Below are 19496 nucleotides of genomic sequence, written 5' to 3'. Positions count from 1 at the left end.
AGCTGTCATCAACAAACTTATTGGCGGCAGTTGAGCTCCTCTACTAGTATATTTGCTATTCAGCAATGATTCCCCTAATTGATGATTATAGTGTTCCAGCATCGTGCCTCCGTATTGTATAATAGTCAAGTTCAATGGATAAACTCATCATTGGAACTATATGTAGGTTAGGTGATGAAGTGACTGTTCTGCAGATCAGAGAGTTAGAGAGTTATACGGAAAATATGCTTGTATTTCCCCCTTTTCATTTAGAAGTGGCTCGGCATGATGTAATTGCGATCTATTCGAGCATGAACGTACGCGATACTTTATTAGCAATGCTGACGGGGAGATTACCCATCTCTAGCGGAGAGATTCGGTTAAATGGAGCGGTATATAGTAACAATAAGAAGGCATATTTGTCACAGCTCGGGTTACTGCTGTTGGAAGAAGGCCTTTACGAGCGGCTAACGGTAAAAGAGAATTTTATTTTCTACAAAAATCTTTACGGGTCTGAAGCAGCAATTGATGTCGTTATCCGTACGATCAAGCTCGAAAAGAAAGTGAATATGCGTTTATCCAAGCTGAGTCTGTCAGAGAAAAGAAGGGTTCAGTATGCCCGCTTATTGTTCCAAGACCCTACACTTTTCGTATTCGAAGAGCCGGATCAGAACGTGGACAATGAGACAAAGCTGGTTTTCCAGAAAATGGTCCTAAAGTTAGGGGATAGCGGCAAAAGCGTGCTGGTTCTGACTGGTAATATGGAAACCGCGCTAAGTGTGACAAGTCAGGTGTATCGTCTGGATGAGAAAGGGCTGAAAGCCTTTGATGTTCAAGACACACAAGATAGTCACAATTCATTACCCTCCCAATCTTCTACCCACCAAGAAAATCAGTCTAGCCTAATCGTAGAAGAGGAAGCCCGTGAGGAAGAACCCGTCGTCCAGTTGGTTAGGTTCGAGAAGATCCCGACCCGGATGAATGACAAGATCATCCTATTTAATCCACCGGAGATTGATTATATTGAGAGCAGTGAGGGACAATCTATTCTCTTTATCAAAGGTGAGATGTATCCAACAGCTTTCAAAATCAACGAGCTAGAGGAAAGATTGCAGACCTATGGATTTTTTCGTTGTCACCGCTCTTATATCGTCAATCTTCAAAAGGTGAAAGAAGTAGTAACGTACACTCGTAATAGCTACAGCCTTATACTGGATGATGAGCTAAAATCAGCGGTCCCTTTGTCGAAAACTAAAATGGCGGAATTAAAGGAAATGATGGGACTCAAATAAGCGCCATTCGTTGAATCATCTACTCCAAACAGACCCTCTATTGCTTCATTCACCTCTAAATAGGCACCATTTGCCTGTCTGTATACTTCTTTGGATGAGATTATAATGCCCGCTCTTGATCCTGTGAACACCAAGCATATCTATGAAGGGTTAGCTCGTCTAAAAGAAAAAGGCAAGCACTTATTTGAATACATGAGCAAGGATCAGGTAGCTTCGGTCGAATTATCCTACATTAGGCGATATTTTTGTAGAAATCACAGGGAGGGAATTATCATGACATTTTCAATGAGGCGTGTATTCGCTATTATGCATAAAGATTATAAAGACGTGTCCAGGAATTTGTACGTAACCACAACGGTGTTCACTCCGTTAATTATGGCTGTGTTTTTAGTCCAATTAGGTATAGGGAACATTGATTCCCACTATATAATCATCAACACAGCGTTCGTACTCGTGGCGACTTACGTTCAATCCTCGCTGATTGCAGAAGAGAAAGAAAAAAAAACTTTGCGCGGGCTCATGCTGTCTCCTGCTAGCATAATAGAGATTTTTTCCGGCAAAAGCTTGCTCAGCCTTATCGCGACCAAAGTCATTATCATTCTCTCTATGTTACTAACGGGTTATAATCCTAAAAATGCTTTTATCATCGCGTTCGCTCTATTATTATCCATCATTTTCTACATAGGAGTAGGCACATTGATGGGATTGCTTACAAAGTCAGTCATGGAAGCCTCAGTTGCCATCATACCGGCCATTGGGATCATTATTCTCGGCTCATTCGTTACTCCTTTCATCGAGAAGTATCCAATCCTGGCAATCGCAGAGTATTTACCGAACCTGCAGCTTATCGACATGGCGAAACAAGTAGAGACTGGGGCTGGTTTAGCGGAGGTATGGCCTAACTTGGGGATCATTCTTCTGTGGTCCATTGCCATTTACTTTTTATGTGTGTACTTGTACAAGAAAAGTATGGTTGATGAATAACTGAAGGGAAGAGCATTTTTTATAGGTCAAATTCATCACCCTCTTTCGAAGCAGCCATTTTTATCTTAATCTAACCTACGCCTAACGCTTTGGCTGCAAATCCCCAATTTTCCAACCACTTCCTAAGACTAAAATCCTTCATCTGTTGCTTGTTCCGCTATCTGAGTTCCCACAATCGCTGATTGAGAAATCTTGTAACCGGATCTCTTGCGTTTCAAGGTAATGGCCTCGAGTGGCATTTATAAGTTAATTTGGCAAGTTAATGAGAACATTCTCGTGTATCCAATGCCTGCAGCTGAGAAAGGCGGCAAGCATACAGGCGTTCCTAAGTGGCTACTTCCTTCACCTATTGCTACATTCACCTCTAAATAGGCACCGTTCGCCTGTCTGTACACTCCTTTGGATGGGATTATAATGCCCCTCCGTCTGATCTGTACTAGTATTAGGGTATGACAGATAACAAAATGGAGGCTTAGAGCATGGAGAATTAACGGCTCAATTAAAACCCACATCGGGTGAGGAGCGATATGGAAAACCTACAATACAGGGTTAGATGGATTGTCTCGAGGTGCAATCTATCACCACTTCAAATCCAAAGATGAAATTGTAAACGCAGATGTACACAAATACCAATGAAGAAACTTTATCAGCACTAAGCTCATTAGGAAAGGAATTGAATTATGAAAAAAATACTAATCATTCTACTTAAAATAATAGCAGCTATATGTATAGCACTCGGAGTTTTTCTAATAACTGTTTATATAGTTAATATTGTCTGTAACAAATCGGAGAAAGGAAAAATTGAATCCTATGGACAGCTTGTACCAGTAGATGGGAAAAATATGAATGTTACGATTCAAGGAAAGGGCAAAGAAACGGTCGTGCTGCTACCAGGTTATGGAACAGCGGCGCCAGGTATTGATTATAAGCCACTAGTGGAAGAGCTATCTCCATTTTACAAAGTAGTCGTGATTGAGCCTTTTGGTTATGGATTAAGTGATGTAACCGAAAAAGAACGAACTATTGAAAATATTGTGAATGAAATTCATGAATGTTTACAGAAACTAAATATTGACCGCTATACTCTGATGGGTCACTCCATTTCCGGAATTTACGGATTAGAATATGTGAACAAATACGAAAAAGAAGTTAGTGCATTTGTTGGAATTGACAGTAGTTTTCCAACGCAAGGTGGTATGGATGATGAATTTCCATCAAAAGCCTATAAACAGCTCAAGAAATTAGGTTTCTACAGATTGTTAATGAAGCTAAATCCTGACCAACTTTTGACACCAGAAGTTGATGATGAGACAAGAGAACAAATTCGAATGATTTCTCTCAAAAACATGATGAATCCAAACATCATTAGCGAAGGGGAAAATTTTAGAAATAATTTTAAAGCTGCCGAAAATTTAAAATTCCCTAAAAATCTTCCTGTTATTTTCTTCTTAGTAGAAAATAATACGGATGTTGAAGGATGGTTACCAAAACATGAAGAACAGGTAAAGGATTCTATGCATGGGAAAGTGATGTCGTTTGAAGGAGAACATTATTTACACCATACCAGATCAAAAGAAATCGTTGAAAACTTTAGGAGCTTTATGGGAGAAGTAGAAAAAGACAAGTAGATGATTATTTTAAAAAAGAAGACGCCAAAAATGAGAACACTTAAAAAGGCTGATCTTTGATTTGTTAAAGATCAGCCTTTTGTTGGGAGTTTCCGTGTTAGGAATATGTTCTATTCTGCTCCAACGACAGAAAAACGACAAACTTGGACAGCAAAAAAGAGCCCTCATATGAAGGACTCTTCATCTAATCCATGTGTTATCAATTGATGTTAATCATTTCGGTTAATGAATGCTTGCTTTGCGAGCCACATTACAAACGAGTCGAATCAACTTTCGGTGAGCGGATGGAAACAAGGTAAAGAAAATGTCCATCGTCCATCGCAGAGGCATTGGGCAAATGATCGGTTCATCTCGGACAAGGTCTTTTAACGCGATGGGACGGATCCATCAAATCTACCTGCTAATTTTTCTCCAGATAGTGGCTTCAATTCGCTCAGCTCAGATGGAGCATCCGGTCTTTCAGAGATCTGTTGGTAACCTCGATTATGAAGCTCCTTGATCAATTGCAAAGCTTCAACTCGTGTTAGATAATCCTGTTTTTTGAAAGAGTATATGTAAGTATATTTTTAGCATAGCGTCTATTCACTTGTTTCCAGTTACCCTTTATTTCCTTAGGGTTATGGCCCATTCGTTTTAAAAAAACTTCTTTTAATTCCTCGTCTTCAATATTACTTCTAACTTTATTCATTACCTTTCTTTCAAGTATCGTATCAAACTTAACCACTAGTATTTAGAATATAATAATATCACATTTTGGAACCATACTACCCGTTCATATTAGCGTAACCTGCCCGTCCCTCAATAAAAAAAGAAGAGCAGCCCAAAGCAAGCCCCTCAACTATCGTTCTCCGTCGTAGCGGAGCGAAGATAGTAAAAAGCTTACCTTAAATTCCTCTTATCCATCAAATGTGTTGGAATTTTTAAAACTACCTTCCCTATCAACCTTTCTTTATCCACGAAAGGGGTAGTCCACGAATGAGAGTCGAAACTTTCATTACGGTTGTCCCCTAAAAAAAAGTATTTGTTTTCGGGGACAGTAATCGGACCAAATTCATACCGAATTGGCTCGTTTAAGTAAGTTTCTGATATTTTTACACCGTTACGAATGAGTGCCCCGTTCTTAATTTCAATCACATCACCTGGAATTCCTATGAGTCTTTTTACATACCTTTCATTAACTTTCTCGGGTATAGGTGGATAAAATACAACAATATCACCAAGCTGATATTCATCCATCCATATTATTTTTTCAACAATTAATCTATCATTAATTTGAATGGTTGGAAGCATCGAACCAGTCGGAACAACCATAGCTTCTGCGACAAATGTTTTAATAGTTAATGCCGCAACGATTGCAATTAGAAAGCTTATTCCCCATTCTTTAATTTTTTTCATGAATTGAACTCTCCTCCCTATTTTAATGAACTTATTGTACAGATTATTTTACTATACTATCTTAAATTAAATATTGTTCACCGTTAGCCATCCATGCAGCGCAAGACCAGCGCTGCACCACAGAGGATAAAAATGGATACAAACTATCATATACTGAAACTATGGCTGGGTGTGGAAGGTCGATGAGCTATGGTGCCAGTAGAGCCCATCCGTTAGTCTGACTCCGACGACCACTTTGCATCACAGACTGTCCGCTCTCTTTTGGGAAGCACTTTCTATTTTGATCTTTGCACCAGCCTCCACTACTAGTAGCCGTAGCTAGCCTATACCAATGCATGAATTAAATCATAAACCGGTACCCTGATCCCCAAACCGTGCCTATATACTGGGGCTTGGACGGATTTTCCTCGATTTTTTCCCTGATTCTGGCGATGTGCACGGTCACGGTAGAAGCGTCGCCCAACGCATCCATCCCCCAGATCCGCTCAAAAAGCTCCTCCTTGCCAATCACCCGATTGGCATGCTTCAAAAGAAACACAAGCAGGTCGAATTCCTTTTGCGCCATCATGACCTCATTCCCGTTCACAAACACTCTTCTGGAATCTTGTTGAATCTCAAGGCCCCGGACCTGGATATGGCTTCTCTCATTCCCTTTACCAAACCGTTCCTTCATCCGCTCGAACTTTTTCAGATGTGCGCTAACCCGGGCTACCAGTTCGCCGGAGCTGAACGGTTTAGTGATGTAATCATCCGCACCAAGGCCGAGGCCGTTAATCTTGTAGATTTCCTCTGCTCTGGCCGATACGAGAAGCACAGGAATGTCGTCCTGCTCACGGATGGTCCTCAATACTTCAAATCCGTCTATATCCGGCAGCATGATATCCAAGATCACAAGATCAAACTCTTTTCCTTCAAGCGCTGCGAGCCCCTCTGAGCCGCTGTTCACGATCTTCACCGAATAACCGCTCAGCTCTAGATAATCCTTTTGCAGATTGGCAATACTTTGGTCGTCCTCAACAATCAATATCCTTTTCATCATAACCTCCAAACCTACTACAACTTTTTCAGAGAGATCATTATTCGGGTGCCTTCCCCGACAATGCTTCTAGCCCATATTTCCCCTTCATGGCCTTCCACAATTTGTTTGGCAATAGCGAGCCCCAGTCCGCTGCCCTCTACATGGTTCCTTGATGGATCCACTCGATAAAATCGTTCAAAAATGTGGGGAAGGTCTTTCTCGGCTATTCCCTTTCCATTATCCTTGATTTCTATAATGACTGATGTCCGTGTTTCCCTCAGTATAATGGCAACCCTCCGGTCACTCTTATCTATGTAAATGGCAGCATTGTCGAGGATATTTTGAATGACTCTCTTTAATCTTTCACGATCAATTAATACAAGGACAGGCTCCTTTAATTCATTGATTAGCTCTAATGTAATATTGGCTTTTTCATATTCATATCTATGATCCGCAACACAATCTTCGAAATAGTCCACAAGGCTGCTTTTCTCAAAATGATAAGGGAGCTGGTTCAGATCCAGCTTGGAATATAAAAGCAAATCATCAATCATAGCATTCACCAAAATGGTCTTTGAACGAGCCGTTTCCAGGTACTCTGCCATTTTCTCAGGTGACTTGGCTACCCCGTCAATAATACCTTCGATGTACCCTTTGATGGAGGTTACTGGCGTCTTTAAGTCATGCGAAATGCTGGATACCAAAAAGTTTCTGTTATCATCGTATTTTTGCTGCAAATAAATAGATTCCTTCAGCTTGATCCTCATTAGCTCCAGCGATTTGCACAGCTCCCGAACCTCGCCTTCGCCTTCCTCTGCAATTTCGCAGCTCAAGTCACCTTCACTGATTTTAACAGCGGCTTCCTTCAGCCTGGATACTGGTGAAATGATCCCGCGTGAGAATGTATAAGAAACCCAAAAGTTCATCAACAAAAAAATCAGGATGAAAAAGCTGATGGTAAAAATGCCAAACAGCATATAAAAGCCTGTTTGCAGCTTGATTGGCGCAAGCAGTAGCAATACTCCCGTATCGCCAGATGGAAGCTTATAATCCACCCGGGTAAACATATAAGTTTTGCCATCAAGCTCCAGGGTATCCTGATTAGGTGTACCACTGGACAGCAGCAGGCTTTTTTCAATATCGATGGCATTCAGCTCTCTTGTAGCGTATACAACCTCCCTATTGATGAATAGGAGGGCATGGGCACCCAATACCTGGGCCCGATCAGCCAGCTCTTGCTGAACTTTTTTATCCAGAAGCTGTTTGAACTCGAAGGCCATCGCCTCCCGCTTGATCTCACTGATCCCGGTCCTGACCTCGTAAGCCCTTTTCAGTTCATTGATATCCGCTTTGTGGCCAAATACTTTGGTATAGGCGGCAACAAAAATGATAACTGCCAAAACCGTCAAGGCAATGGAAAGCAGCACGGACAGCGCATTCATCACGAAAAAGCGTTTGGTCAAATGCATGTGGGTTCCTTTCTATATATCCTTTTTATCAAATAAATAATAACCAGCGGTAAATAACATTATACCACAGCCCAATAAAATTAAGATCTGGCGGAAAATTTTGAATATATTAAACGATTCCGAAATCCAGAGCGTATACCAATCCAACATCGACGTCACAAAAAAACTGGAATAAGAAGAAAAGAAAATACCCAAGAAATTAAAAGCGATAAAAATAAGGATGGAGAGGAAAAATACCGCCAGCCCTCCCTGTAGTATATTGGATAGCAGGACAACTAAAAGGGCAAACACAAACACGGGGAAAAAAGTAGCGATATAGGACAGCAACACCCTCGCTACACCAAGCAAGCTAGCGGATGCAGGATTAAATATGAACCCTACCAGTAAAGAAAGCACCATAACGAACATCAGGTTGGCCAATATAAACAAAGCAATATTCAAAACCTTCGCACTATAAACGCCAAGTCTGGAAACAGGTCTGGCCAGCGTTATTTTCATCGTATTAGACGAAAATTCACCGTTAAACATGTCGATCGCCACAAAGATGGCAAAAAGCGGTAAAATCGTATAAGTAAAAATCGATAAAACAACTATTGGAAACTCCGTGCTGCCTACTACCCTTAAGCCGAGGCCATGCTTAACCGCCGTAACCGCAATTTGTCCGATCAAAACGGCCAGAATGGACAAAATGGCAGCCGCCATAATTTTTTTCTTTTTCAACAGCTTCACGGCTTCATTCAAAAATGCAGCTTTAAACCCTGGCATTCCTGTCCACCTCACTAACAAAATAATGTTCAAGCGATGCGTAATTGGAAAGAATGTTTTGGGTATAGTCTACATTGACAAGCTTGCCCCCGTATATAACACCGATTCTTGTACAGGTAAGCTCTACATCATGAATCAAGTGGCTGGAAATAAAAAAGGTCGTACCTTCATCAGCAAGCTGCTTAGTCAGCCTCCGCATCTCCAACATTCCCTCAACATCCAATCCGTTCAAAGGTTCGTCCAAAATTAAAAGCTTGGGCTTGGATAGGATAGCAGCCGCTAGCCCTAGCCTTTGTTTCATCCCAAGTGAAAACTTTTTAGATTTCTCATTTTTATACTTCAACATACCAGTAATTTCCAGGCATTCGTCGATTCTTTGCTGGTCCACCTGCGGATAAAACCTGCCAAACAGCTTCAGGTTTTCATTGGCCGTTAAATAAGGATACGACTCCGCTGTCTCGATCATACAGCCGACATGCTTCATCGCTTTGACGTAATCCTCTAATATGCTGGCACCAAAAATCTTCACGTCGCCGCGGTCCGGTTTCATGAGCCCTGCCATCATTTTCATGGCTGTCGTCTTCCCAGCCCCATTGGGTCCCAAAAAGCCGAATATATCTCCTTGATCTACTTCTAAATTCAAATCACTGATGCCCCGATCGTTTTTATATACCTTGGTAAGACCGATGATTTCAATTGCTTTATTCGTCAACGACAGTACCTCCCCATAAAATGGTCAGGAAGCCGCATTGGCGGCTTCCCTTCCTCTCTCTATTCCTCAAATACGCGGCTGAATTGACCATCAAAATCAGGTCTATTGCTGCTTCTGTACGAGTTGTTGTTCATGATCTCGATATTCAGATCCACATAAATCTTTCCAGGACCGTTCTCATGAACCTGACCGTTTTCCTGCTCGCCTTTCGCATTCTTATAAGTAAAGGAAGATAGGGACTTCGTACTGCTAGGATTGTATTCAAAATTAAAATTATACTTGTCAGGGTAATTGGCCTCAAAGCCAGGTTTAACGGTTTCGTAATATTTGCCTGCCACTTTACCGTTCTCCACGCTTGTGATTTCAAAGGTTCTCTCGCCGATCTTCACTAGTTTTCCGTCTTTCTCCATGATGATGTTATTTTTATAGGTTCCCACATACTTGCTAGTGAGGCCACCTGACTGGTTGACCGTTTCAACGCTTGCTCCTGTCAGGTCAGGCAAAGCAATCTTTGTATTTCCAACACCGGAAAGCTTGACGACCACATTGATCGTTAAATCATGCTGGGCGCCGTTTTTGTCTTTCCCGGACAGGAAGATATCCCCCGTCACATTTTCCAATATGCCTGCTTTGTTCTCAACAGCCGTGCCTACAACCTTTTTGACAAAAATATCACTTTCTATATCCGTCATCTTTGCATTCTTTTCCATACGGCTCTGGTCTCTAATCATCTGTTGGATGCCATAGGAGGAGACGGCATTAACTACGGCAGGCACCTGTGCCTCAGACAAACTTCCTGAATAAGCTTTTCCCCCATCAGGCCTTTCTTCCACCTGCACATAATCCTTTAACCCTCCGACCACTGCGTCAACGATCTTTTCGATCTCAGGTGCTCCCTTTTCATTAAAAGGGTTTGTGAACAAGCTCCGGCTCCCTCTAGCTGCATCATCAGGATATTCCGTTACATGATATTTGTTATCTACCCCGTTTTTCCAGACCGATTGCTTTTTGTCGGAATATGAATAATTGGATGAGGACTTGCCCTCTGAATCCTGAGTCACGGTAGTTTCTTCAGATGCTTGCTTGGTTGTATCGATTTTTTTGGAGATGGTAGTCTGAAACAAGATTTGATCGTTACCCTTCAGCGTAAGCAGCGCATCGATCGTATAATTGTTTAATCCCTTCTCCATCTGTGCGGCGGTATTTTTCGCAGAGCCCTTGAGTCGATCATAACCAGAGCCAAGCAATGTATCAGCAAAAGCTGTGGATATAAATAAACTGGCTCCGAGCGTAAATGAGAGTGCCGTAATTGCTTTTTTGCTAAGTTTCATTTCGTATCTCCTTCTAAGTATAGTGAGGGGAAACGTTTCCTTAGCTTTATTATAATCGAAGCTTATTGAATCTATCTGAATAAACTATTAACAAACTATTAACTCAAGCTTGATTGCGCACTAACATGGATGCCATCCCAACACTAATGACTTTATCACTTAAATTTCTTACAGTCATTGGATTTTAAGTACGCTTTCCTTACCATATTTGCAGCGTAAACGCCGCACCACATATGATGAAAATGGTTATGTATGTTAATACTGCTACTATGGCTGGGAGAGGAAAGTCGATAAGCTATGGTGCCTTAGAGGCGATCCGCTGATTCTGAGACCCATTTAGCAGGGTTTGAATCATAGTGGATAGCAGATGGGAAGCCCCCGTATTATAATTGAAGGCAGTACCCGGAGCACTTGACATAGGCTGATTAAGGATAAATTGAACTTGATTAGGACTCTCCATCATCTGGCTGACAATGTTGTTGTCTCCGTAAGGATCTTGCGGTTCCGGCCAATCTAATCCGCTCTGCATCGTCAGTAAATCTTTCACGGTAATCGCGGCTTTATTCAAATCCGTATTGTTTTTGCTTTCCTCCGGAAAGGAATTCAGAACTTTTTGATCTGTGCCTTCAACAAAAATGCCCGTCAACGTAATGGAGGCTGCCGATCGTGCTGGCAGCCTCGTCCTGGTGTTATTGTGTTAACGTTCTCCTATAGTTTAAAGAATCAATAGAATTGTTATATACATGATTAGCTTCCAAATGAATAAATCTAAGAAATGCTAATAGGTCAGTCAATCTTTGAATTTGTGATTTATAATAACGATTGGTTTGAAGTCGCTTTATAGCTATTGCTTCATGAATAAGTCTGTTCCACTTTTCTGGTAATTCAGTAATACCATAGTTTCCAGATCCAATTTTGCTTGTTATATCATGCTCTTTTAATGTATACAGTTGTCGCAACATACCGAGAGTACACCACTCAACTGCTTTATCAAGTTGCTTAACATTGATGTCTTGTTCCGATAAATTATCAAACGACAATTTTTTCTCTAATCTATTTATCCAATTAACCCAATAGCTATTTAGGTTACTAATTACATATTCGAGCAAAGAAGCAATTTCTAAATCGTAATTGAACGTTAAGTCGGTGCCATAAATCTTAATACCGTGTTTTTTTAATATCCACCAAGTAATTGGATTTATATCTGCTCCCAAGCCATTTGTATTTATTTGTTTATCATAGTAAGTCAATAAGGAACTAATTTCATTTTGCTTATTCTCTAGGTCATCGAAGAGTATGTAAGCCCCCATAATTCCAGTGTTTGGGATCACAACCTCAACCTCTTCATGTGCCGCCACGATTGCTTGGATATCAGACTGAGTAAGTGGATTTCGAACAATTGCTAAGAAGTCGATATCACTGGAACCCTCAATATAGTCTTTTAACGCAACCGAGCCGTAAAGATAAACTGATTCAATGTTCGAAATGCGAGCGTTTAAAGAACTACACAACAGATACATTGTTTTTTCAACTAAAGCAGGTAACACGGTGATCTCCTCCGATCCAATCTCCATTCTTAAGTCTAATTATAAATGTTGTAAACATTCCTAATATACGTTGTCACTACTTGGCCAAAGTATAAGAAACTCTACTTCATTTTCTTTTGACCAATTTTCCATAGCATGATGAATTTGGGATCCGATCCCCTGGTTTCTAAAGACTGGACGAGTATAAACCTTGGTAACATAGCCGTAATAAGCATCTGGGGATTTCCCTGGTCGTGGAACTTTATCTTTGAATGCGCAAAGAATATTCTGCATAAGCGTAATTTCAGAGCGTTTTAAATTATCGGTCTATGAACGATACTTAACTTGCCGCCCGTCTCAAAATTCAACAACCACGTCGCTATGCGCCGGACAGACGATCAGATAGAAGGCTTTGCAGCCCAAAAAACTTGTCCTTACTTATGGTACGGCTCACAGCGTAAAATTGCTGTGGTTATTGCGCGGATCAGGAAAGAGCAATTGGAATACCAACTAATACAAATGAGAATACCTCTATCCAAACGGAATTTGAAAACCAAATCATAAAAATAAGTTAACAAGAGTTGCGGGGTACATAGACCATAATAAACATTGGTGCGAATTTATGACCTTGATCATCGTAAATTAAAGCAGAAGCCACTTTGACTCTTTTCATCCAAGCAACTCCTGTTCGAATTATGTTCATTTTCAGATTATATGTCATTCCGCTCTAATTCATGGATAATTCTTTTTGCATCTACGCTTTCCGGATCCAATCCCAGACTCAATTCCATGCAGGCAAGGCATTCCTCGTCTTTCATCAACCGATAATAACAGATGCCCATATTATAATATAAGGGTCCATCTTTTTGCAGACTCTTCTGGTAAAATTCTATCGCCTCTTCATAAAAATCCATTTGATATAGCAGAGTTCCTATCAGAAAGGCTAAATCTTCTTGGTCTCCAATATCGTAGTACCAATCCCATACCTGTTCAGTGAGTGTAAACAACGTATGTTTGTCAGCATCTCGAAGTTCGGATGACAATTTTAATAATCTGGGTAAGCATTGGACGTAGAGTCGTGGATCATTGCAGCTAAGACGCAAAAATGACAAGATTTCGTGAAAATCCATATGATCTAGGTGTCGAAAAAAAGCTTTTTTTAATTGGAAATAGTCATCCGGACTAAATCTGTCGACATATCTCGCATATGCTTGCCGAGTCTCCCCAAATGCATCGGCATTTGGTACCATAAGCAAACAAACTGTATTCAAATGGCTCTGTTTATGCGTGGGGAAATGGGCTTTCCCTTGCTGTAGCTCGTAGAGATAACCCATTGCATGATAATTAACGTTCAATGAAAAACTGCCATGAGTGACCAATTTGGGTGTATCCAGTCCGTCCAGCTCTTGCAAATTGCAGGGTCCTTTATCTGCTGATAGCAACATAAACCCTACTTGAGAAAATCGACGAATACGTTCAAGAAAGTCGAACCCAACAAAGGGAACTAGAACATGGGAAGTCGCGATTTGTTTTTGATACTCTTCTAATAGTTGATCTTTATAATGATTTCCTGTATCAATAGTTTCTACTCTCAAGTATCCGTACTTTAACTGCAGATTCGTCAAAGATTCTGTTATCGAATCTGTATTCTCCGGTTCTGGTTGTTCCAGCGAAACTTGGCATTCAAAAGCTTGTCCATTCCGAAAGAAAAACAAATCCTGAGGTATGCTATCAAAAAAATAATTGGCAATTACAATAATGGGTTGAGTTAGGCTGGACGTTGTAATCAACTTTTTGGAATGAATAAGGTACAGTTCATTGTCTTGCTCAACATCGAATCTAGCAAAATCGAGTGTTTCATTTTGCACAAATGTTGCAAACCGGGGATGTGAAGCGCAGAAATCAACATTTTTTTGAGGCAAATCGGTCCATATATAACGAATAGGTGGCAAGGATTCCGTTGTCAGCATATAGAGGGATTCCAACGATTTAAGCATGAAATAGGCGCAGCGTCCGGTCCCGCCACCCACCTCCAGCAAATATATGGGCTCCTTTACATCGTTACCATCTCGGGCCCAATCCTTCAAAAACCCGAATACCATCTCCACATAAGCGTTCGCCAATAACGAATTATTCGTAATGTAATACGGAACCTCACTATCTCTCCATGCCTCTATGCCTTGTTCTTCGAAATATCGACGCTGAAGATCCCAAATCGGAGATTTAGAAAAACTCATATAATTGTTCATTTGTCATCCTGCCGATCAAGCAATTTTAGAAAAAAAGGGGAAAGAAATAAGATGTAGAATATGTATAATAATCTTTATTTAGGAGGTGCGATCTTGTTTCACACTCACGATCCAAAAGGGCGAGAGAATTCAAAGCACTCCCCTTCAGGCAATTCTACCGTGAAGACACCTCAGGCCGATTTATCCCCTTCCTTTATTATGCAACTACAGAATACGATTGGCAATAGAGGAACAATGCAGTATCTGCAATCTTTTGATTCGCTGCCGTCAAAACCTATACAAGCAAAAACTAGAGAAAAGCCAGTTATTCTAAATAGACAGTCTGACAATCAAGCGGTACAACGAGTAGTCATGAACTCATCCAATAAGCCGTATTCGAGAATCGAAACTTCCAGTATCTATAAACTGTACAAAAGGGATACAGACGAAGCTAGATTGATTGATCTGATGACAAAACACGAAGATCTCGACAATTTTTATACCGTAAAAGGAACAGAACTTATCCCATTCTCTAAACCTGGGGAGCCCTCCGCGGATCAGGCAGATGGGGGTGGAGCTTCAAAAGGGGGTAGAACCTCTTATAAACGAGCTGTCAAAAAAGGGGAATCTCCACCCATCTCTGGAGGCAGGGTACCACGCAGTGGCAAACCAAAACCAAGAACTGACGTCATGGTGCCTGGTCGAGATCCTCTTCCAGATTTCGTCGCCAAGTACAAAAGAAAAGGAATTCCCAAAAGAGTTGATACGGGTCTTCGTAAAAGAGAAGGTGGAGACACTTCCCGTTCCGATCATTCGGCCACGTTCGGGGGTATCGAACACCTGGAAGCGAAAGTTAATATGAGCAGTTTAGGTTTAAGCCGGAACCATATTATCGCCGATAGTAACATAGCCAGAATTTTTGGGTCAGCAATTGAAACGGCAACTACGCCAGAAGCCCTGGAAAGTTTTAATCGTTTTATTACTTCAACGGCTGGTCCTGATCATAAAGAGGCAAAAGAGGCAAAAGCGTCTTTTGCCTCCGCGTTAGAATTGAAAGCCAAAAATAAGCGATCCCATGCGATTGCTGCGCTTACCAGAGCTATTGATAAAGTCTCGGTCGGCGCTGGAAATATACGAGCCGACGAAGCCAAAACGAATACAGCAATCCTCCATGGCGCCGATTATCCTTTGTCAGAAGGAAGAATGACGGAGTCGGCAGAAAAGGCCTTTCATAGCACTCATGACCTTGCCCGAAATAAGGTCATTACTCATAAGGAAGCATTTGCGATGACCAGCCCAGCCATGCATGTGACCAAAGACGATAAAGGAATATTACATGGCAATTACCTTTCTTCATCGACATCAAGCAGTCGCTCCGCAACTGGAAGACGCTGGGGAGATACTCAAGATCCGGATACACTACGGGTCCCTCGGAGTAAACCACCTGTTCGGGCATCAAGATCCGAACCACGGGAGCTTCCAAGTTCAAGGGAGCGAAAACCCGACCTGCCTGAGATAGACACGCCATATAAGGTAAAAGTTAAGAAAAAACGAAAAGGAAAAGTAAAAGGAAAAGCGAAAGGAGGATTTGGCGGGAGAAAAAAGAGAAAAAAGGAGTAATTAAAGATGAATTTTCGAGCTGTTGGGTAATTTCAAACAGATAGAGATACGGGGTGCAGAGTGAACGCTTTACAAGTAGGCGCGCAAGGATTTTTTTTCATTATCCCTGTGCTTCGATCTTGGCATGGTCGATATAGCCATTATGAAAACACGGATGGAGCGTGCTTTGGGGATTTGTGCTATCTTTCCCTCGCTCTGATCGGGGTCAGTTTAACGATACTATCGGCGAAAAATGCGAAAGGAACTGCTGCTGCGCGGTGATCTGCTTGTTCCGTTCAACTATCGTACCTGTTAGTTGCTCACGCCATATTGAAATGCATGTCGACTTGGGGGGATTTACAGCGGACAACCTTATAGTGGTAAAATATAGATATGAAATATTTGGGGTGAAGTTGTGTATGGCTGAGTACAAAGATAATAGGAAGTTGAACTTTCTATTACGGCACCTAGAATATCATAACACCTATAAAAAAACGTTCAATAATGAGGAAGAAAAAGGGAAGAAACTCCTCCATTTTAAGGTTGATCGTCCCGGCCGCGTCGCGGGGAATCCCCATCCGCCACTCAGGGTGCGAGTATCTTCCTCGGGAGGGCGATGCCAATGAGGGATGCTGCGGAGGGTCAGCAGAAGCACGGGCAGCAAGAACATATCGAGATGCTGCCGCTGTTCTCCACCACGGATAAGAACGGACGGATGACTATGCTCCTGCCGGGACGTCGCGTCGGACGCGCGGCTCCGCTGATGCCGTGGCTGCTTACAGCCGCTGCACTGTGGGCGCTGACAGGCTCCGTGCCGTTCGGCGCACTGCTCAGCATGGCGCCGACACCGGCGATCAGCATGCTCCTCGGTCATCCGGTCACAGTGGGCGTCGCCGTTTTGCTGCTGTTCATCGCGATCGGTACGACCGGTGGAGTGTACTCGCGATCGATTGAGCAGTTCGGACAGACCAGGGTGGCGGGCCTGTTCGCGACGCTATCGGTAGCAGGAGGGCTCGCAGCAGTCTCGGGAGTCCTCCTGTTCTGGACGCTGACAAGCGACCTGTCGCGCCCCTTTGACCTCGAAGCCATAGTGACATCGCCGACGATCCCGCCAGAGCTCGGCGCCGTCGTTGGAGCTAGCTTCGCCCTCTGGGCCGCCATCGCGCTCCTGCGGTTGCCCGGTTCTATCGCCCACGCCCGGCGGCGTCAGGCGGACATCGAGCGACTCCGCGTGGAGGGTTCGTCATGCACCGGGACGTTGACCGCCGTGAATTTTACTAACCGTTGGCTCTTTAATTTCCCAATGTTCACGGTTGAGGTAAATTATATCGTTGACGGTGCTCCTCGTGTCATCTTAGCACACATGCGCACCAGCGCCGACCGCGTTCCCGTCGTCGGGTCGCGAATGATCGTGCTGACCGACGATCGCGGAACCACCCACGTGGAACTGAACCTGGCGAGTGGAACGGCATTCGAGCCGGACGTGGGTAAGTACACCCCGTCGGACGGTTGATTTTACGGCCCTGATGCAACATGGTTATAAGGAGTTCAAGGCAACACGGAGCTAAAGCTTCACTTCACCATTTTAAACGCAGGACAAATTGGGCGCTCGCTCGGTATTCCTATGCGCAGCAAGTAGCAAGAGAGGCATTGGAAGATCAGTTACTTGAATAATTGTTCTGTGAAAATAAAGTCTTAGACTGCCGCTGTTGTTGTTCAATTATCGTTTCCCGTTAGTTTAGTCAAGGATGCTACGAAAAAACTATATATTTCGATTTTCATATTCAGATTAATGCCCAATTGAAGGATTTAATGAAAATAAATTAAAAATTACCATAATATTTTAACAAAAAAAATTACTGAACATGTATTTCCGATTTGATATCATTTTGACTTAAAAATTTCATTAAATCATTACTCAGCTGCACAATCTCATTGTTAGCATTATTCGCATAATCCGGCAACATCATATCCCTAACCATTTTAGTTCGTAGCCATGTCATAAAGAAAAGGTCCAAAAATAAGTTTGGAAATTTAAGCACCATTTTAAGCATTGGTGGATCAATTGAAACGCCAGCTTTTTGTATTGCCCTTAGATATGCTTTTAAAGTGACTGTTATTTTGCGTGCCGTCTTTCTGGCTGTTTTTTTGTCAATTATCTTATTCTCAGAATGCAAAAAGCTCAGCATGGCAATGTCTGATACGGAATGTGTGATTAGATACGCTTGCATATCCTTTTTAATATCGTAGGGAAGCTTTGCTGTTTTAAATAATTTTGCGAGGTTTTCTATGCGTTCTGTCACTACACCATTAATTTCTCCAAATGCAGTTGCCGCTATAATCTTTGGTAGAAATCGAGCATGCAATACTCCATCTTTAATCTGTCCGCCGAAGCCGGGAAAAGCTGGTAAAAGTCTATCCCCTACGATATCCAGCCACGAAGAAAATCCAATTGGATTATTAGTCATCGTAACTATATTTTTGCTTTGATTATCTTTTAGCGCTAACAACGCTGATTCGGACCGATCATAACGAACGGTAACGAAAATAAAATCGTATACATCGTCATTTTCGAGCGTATCAATGATATTCACTTGTATCGATCTAACTGTACCTTTTTCTTTATATTGCAGGCCATTTTCTCTTAATGATTTAAATCTATTAGAACGTGCAAACAGGGTAACGTCAAACCCTGCTTCAATGAGCTTAATTGCGTACATGCTCCCGATGACACCTGCACCAAAAATTAAAATTCGATCTTGTTTTGCTGACATGAAAACCACCCCTACTTATTAACATTTTCTTTTCATTATCAGACAACATGTTGTATGATGTGATTATAAATCTTTATTATTACTTGATCAACCATCAGTTTTTTATTATTTGTCGGATGATATTCTTATTCGCAAGTAGGAGGGAAACATGAAAAAGCAACCCCAAATAACGGAGAAAACAAGACAAAAGTTTGTAGAAGTTTTTTGTGAGTTATATAGCCAAAAGCCGATTGAGAAAATTTCGGTTCAGGATATTGCTAATAAGTCAGGTTATAACCGCAGCACCTTTTATCAATACTTTACTGACATTTACGAATTGTTAGACTCTGTTGAAAATGACTTATTGAATGAATTAAAAAAAGAATTGGCGAATAAAGAGCTATCGATGCATACGGTTCAAGATACGCTCTATTGTCTGGACAAAAGAGAACATCTCCTGGTTCTTAAAGCTCTTTTGGGTGATTATGGAAGTGCCCGTTTTTTAAAACGCTTAAAAAAAGAAATCACTTTGGATCAATTAGAATTAAACGTTCCGCAAAACCATTCCTTAACGCCATACTTAATTGAGTTTTACCTGACAACTTCCCTTTCCTTATTTCGTCTTTGGCTCCAGCGTCAAAAGGATTTATCGTCAGAAGAATTTTTCAAGTTAGTGGAGAACCTATATTCAAGAGGGATTACGCCCTATTTTAAAGAATGAGTCTGTCATTCAAACCAAATCCATATGTTGTATAACAATAAAAAAGCGCGCATAAGCTTGTTTACACAATATACTCCAAAAAGACTGGCCTAACCT

General features: G+C 41.7%; 18 protein-coding genes. 7 read left to right on the top strand and 11 right to left on the bottom strand.

The genetic code is table 11. From position 1 onward, the window contains the following. The first annotated feature begins 179 nt into the window (after nucleotides 1-179). From OB236_RS14030 to OB236_RS14020, 4 genes are all read left to right on the top strand, one after another. On the top strand, nucleotides 180-1271 hold the full coding sequence (locus tag OB236_RS14030) for a LytTR family transcriptional regulator DNA-binding domain-containing protein (protein ID WP_262684556.1): 1092 nt from the start codon (nucleotides 180-182) through the stop codon (nucleotides 1269-1271). A gap of 273 nt (nucleotides 1272-1544) precedes the next feature. After that, entirely contained in the window at nucleotides 1545-2255 is a 711-nt protein-coding gene (locus OB236_RS14025; protein WP_262684555.1) for an ABC transporter permease, read from the top strand. Nucleotides 2256-2813: 558 nt separating this feature from the next. Continuing rightward, on the top strand, nucleotides 2814-2891 hold the full coding sequence (locus tag OB236_RS40075; RefSeq protein ID WP_408638470.1) for a TetR family transcriptional regulator: 78 nt from the start codon (nucleotides 2814-2816) through the stop codon (nucleotides 2889-2891). A 44-nt stretch (nucleotides 2892-2935) separates the two neighbouring features. Further along, nucleotides 2936-3883, top strand: coding sequence for an alpha/beta hydrolase (locus OB236_RS14020; RefSeq protein ID WP_262684554.1), 948 nt, complete (start codon nucleotides 2936-2938; stop codon nucleotides 3881-3883). Between the two features lie 879 nt (nucleotides 3884-4762). On the opposite strand, the gene lepB is transcribed toward OB236_RS14020, so the two are convergent. The 10 genes from lepB to OB236_RS13970 all read right to left on the bottom strand — a co-directional run bounded on the left by lepB (nucleotide 4763) and on the right by OB236_RS13970 (nucleotide 14138). Continuing rightward, nucleotides 4763-5278: a signal peptidase I gene (lepB, locus tag OB236_RS14015; RefSeq protein WP_262684553.1), complete on the bottom strand. Its 516-nt coding sequence runs from the start codon at nucleotides 5276-5278 to the stop codon at nucleotides 4763-4765. 340 nt (nucleotides 5279-5618) lie between these two features. Next, nucleotides 5619-6314, bottom strand: coding sequence for a response regulator transcription factor (locus OB236_RS14010; RefSeq protein ID WP_262684552.1), 696 nt, complete (start codon nucleotides 6312-6314; stop codon nucleotides 5619-5621). Between the two features lie 17 nt (nucleotides 6315-6331). Further along, nucleotides 6332-7765: a sensor histidine kinase gene (locus tag OB236_RS14005; RefSeq protein ID WP_262684551.1), complete on the bottom strand. Its 1434-nt coding sequence runs from the start codon at nucleotides 7763-7765 to the stop codon at nucleotides 6332-6334. A gap of 12 nt (nucleotides 7766-7777) precedes the next feature. After that, a complete protein-coding gene (locus OB236_RS14000) occupies nucleotides 7778-8530 on the bottom strand; it encodes an ABC transporter permease (protein ID WP_262684550.1) in 753 nt (250 codons plus the stop codon). Next, a complete protein-coding gene (locus OB236_RS13995) occupies nucleotides 8517-9242 on the bottom strand; it encodes an ABC transporter ATP-binding protein (RefSeq protein WP_076238455.1) in 726 nt (241 codons plus the stop codon). The genes OB236_RS14000 and OB236_RS13995 overlap by 14 nt, the downstream gene beginning before the upstream one ends. Nucleotides 9243-9301: 59 nt before the next feature. Then, the gene (locus tag OB236_RS13990; RefSeq protein WP_262684549.1) at nucleotides 9302-10573 is read right to left on the bottom strand and encodes a hypothetical protein; all 1272 of its coding nucleotides are present in this window, start codon (nucleotides 10571-10573) and stop codon (nucleotides 9302-9304) included. A gap of 295 nt (nucleotides 10574-10868) precedes the next feature. Next, nucleotides 10869-11219 (bottom strand): beta-lactamase family protein, encoded by a 351-nt coding sequence (locus tag OB236_RS13985; protein WP_262684548.1) that lies wholly within the window; start codon nucleotides 11217-11219, stop codon nucleotides 10869-10871. A 43-nt stretch (nucleotides 11220-11262) separates the two neighbouring features. Beyond that, on the bottom strand, nucleotides 11263-12120 hold the full coding sequence (locus OB236_RS13980; RefSeq protein ID WP_262684547.1) for a nucleotidyltransferase domain-containing protein: 858 nt from the start codon (nucleotides 12118-12120) through the stop codon (nucleotides 11263-11265). Nucleotides 12121-12180: 60 nt separating this feature from the next. Continuing rightward, nucleotides 12181-12393 (bottom strand): GNAT family N-acetyltransferase, encoded by a 213-nt coding sequence (locus tag OB236_RS13975; protein WP_262684546.1) that lies wholly within the window; start codon nucleotides 12391-12393, stop codon nucleotides 12181-12183. Between the two features lie 416 nt (nucleotides 12394-12809). Beyond that, nucleotides 12810-14138: a tetratricopeptide repeat protein gene (locus tag OB236_RS13970; protein ID WP_332843735.1), complete on the bottom strand. Its 1329-nt coding sequence runs from the start codon at nucleotides 14136-14138 to the stop codon at nucleotides 12810-12812. A gap of 303 nt (nucleotides 14139-14441) precedes the next feature. On the opposite strand from OB236_RS13970, the gene OB236_RS13965 reads away from it, so the two are divergent. Both OB236_RS13965 and OB236_RS13960 read left to right on the top strand, forming a co-directional pair. Beyond that, nucleotides 14442-15947, top strand: a complete 1506-nt coding sequence (locus OB236_RS13965; protein WP_262684545.1) for a hypothetical protein — start codon at nucleotides 14442-14444, stop codon at nucleotides 15945-15947. A 601-nt stretch (nucleotides 15948-16548) separates the two neighbouring features. Continuing rightward, on the top strand, nucleotides 16549-17439 hold the full coding sequence (locus OB236_RS13960; RefSeq protein WP_262684544.1) for a hypothetical protein: 891 nt from the start codon (nucleotides 16549-16551) through the stop codon (nucleotides 17437-17439). Between the two features lie 343 nt (nucleotides 17440-17782). Here OB236_RS13960 and OB236_RS13955 read toward each other — a convergent pair whose 3' ends face one another. After that, the gene (locus OB236_RS13955; RefSeq protein WP_262684543.1) at nucleotides 17783-18700 is read right to left on the bottom strand and encodes a ketopantoate reductase family protein; all 918 of its coding nucleotides are present in this window, start codon (nucleotides 18698-18700) and stop codon (nucleotides 17783-17785) included. A gap of 148 nt (nucleotides 18701-18848) precedes the next feature. Between OB236_RS13955 and OB236_RS13950 the strand changes: the two genes are divergently transcribed. Further along, complete coding sequence (locus tag OB236_RS13950; protein WP_262684542.1) at nucleotides 18849-19400, top strand: TetR/AcrR family transcriptional regulator; 552 nt, start codon at nucleotides 18849-18851, stop codon at nucleotides 19398-19400. The last annotated feature ends 96 nt before the right edge of the window (nucleotides 19401-19496 follow it).

The organism is Paenibacillus baimaensis, from assembly GCF_025567575.1.
This window is presented reverse-complemented; position numbering and strand designations above follow the sequence as displayed.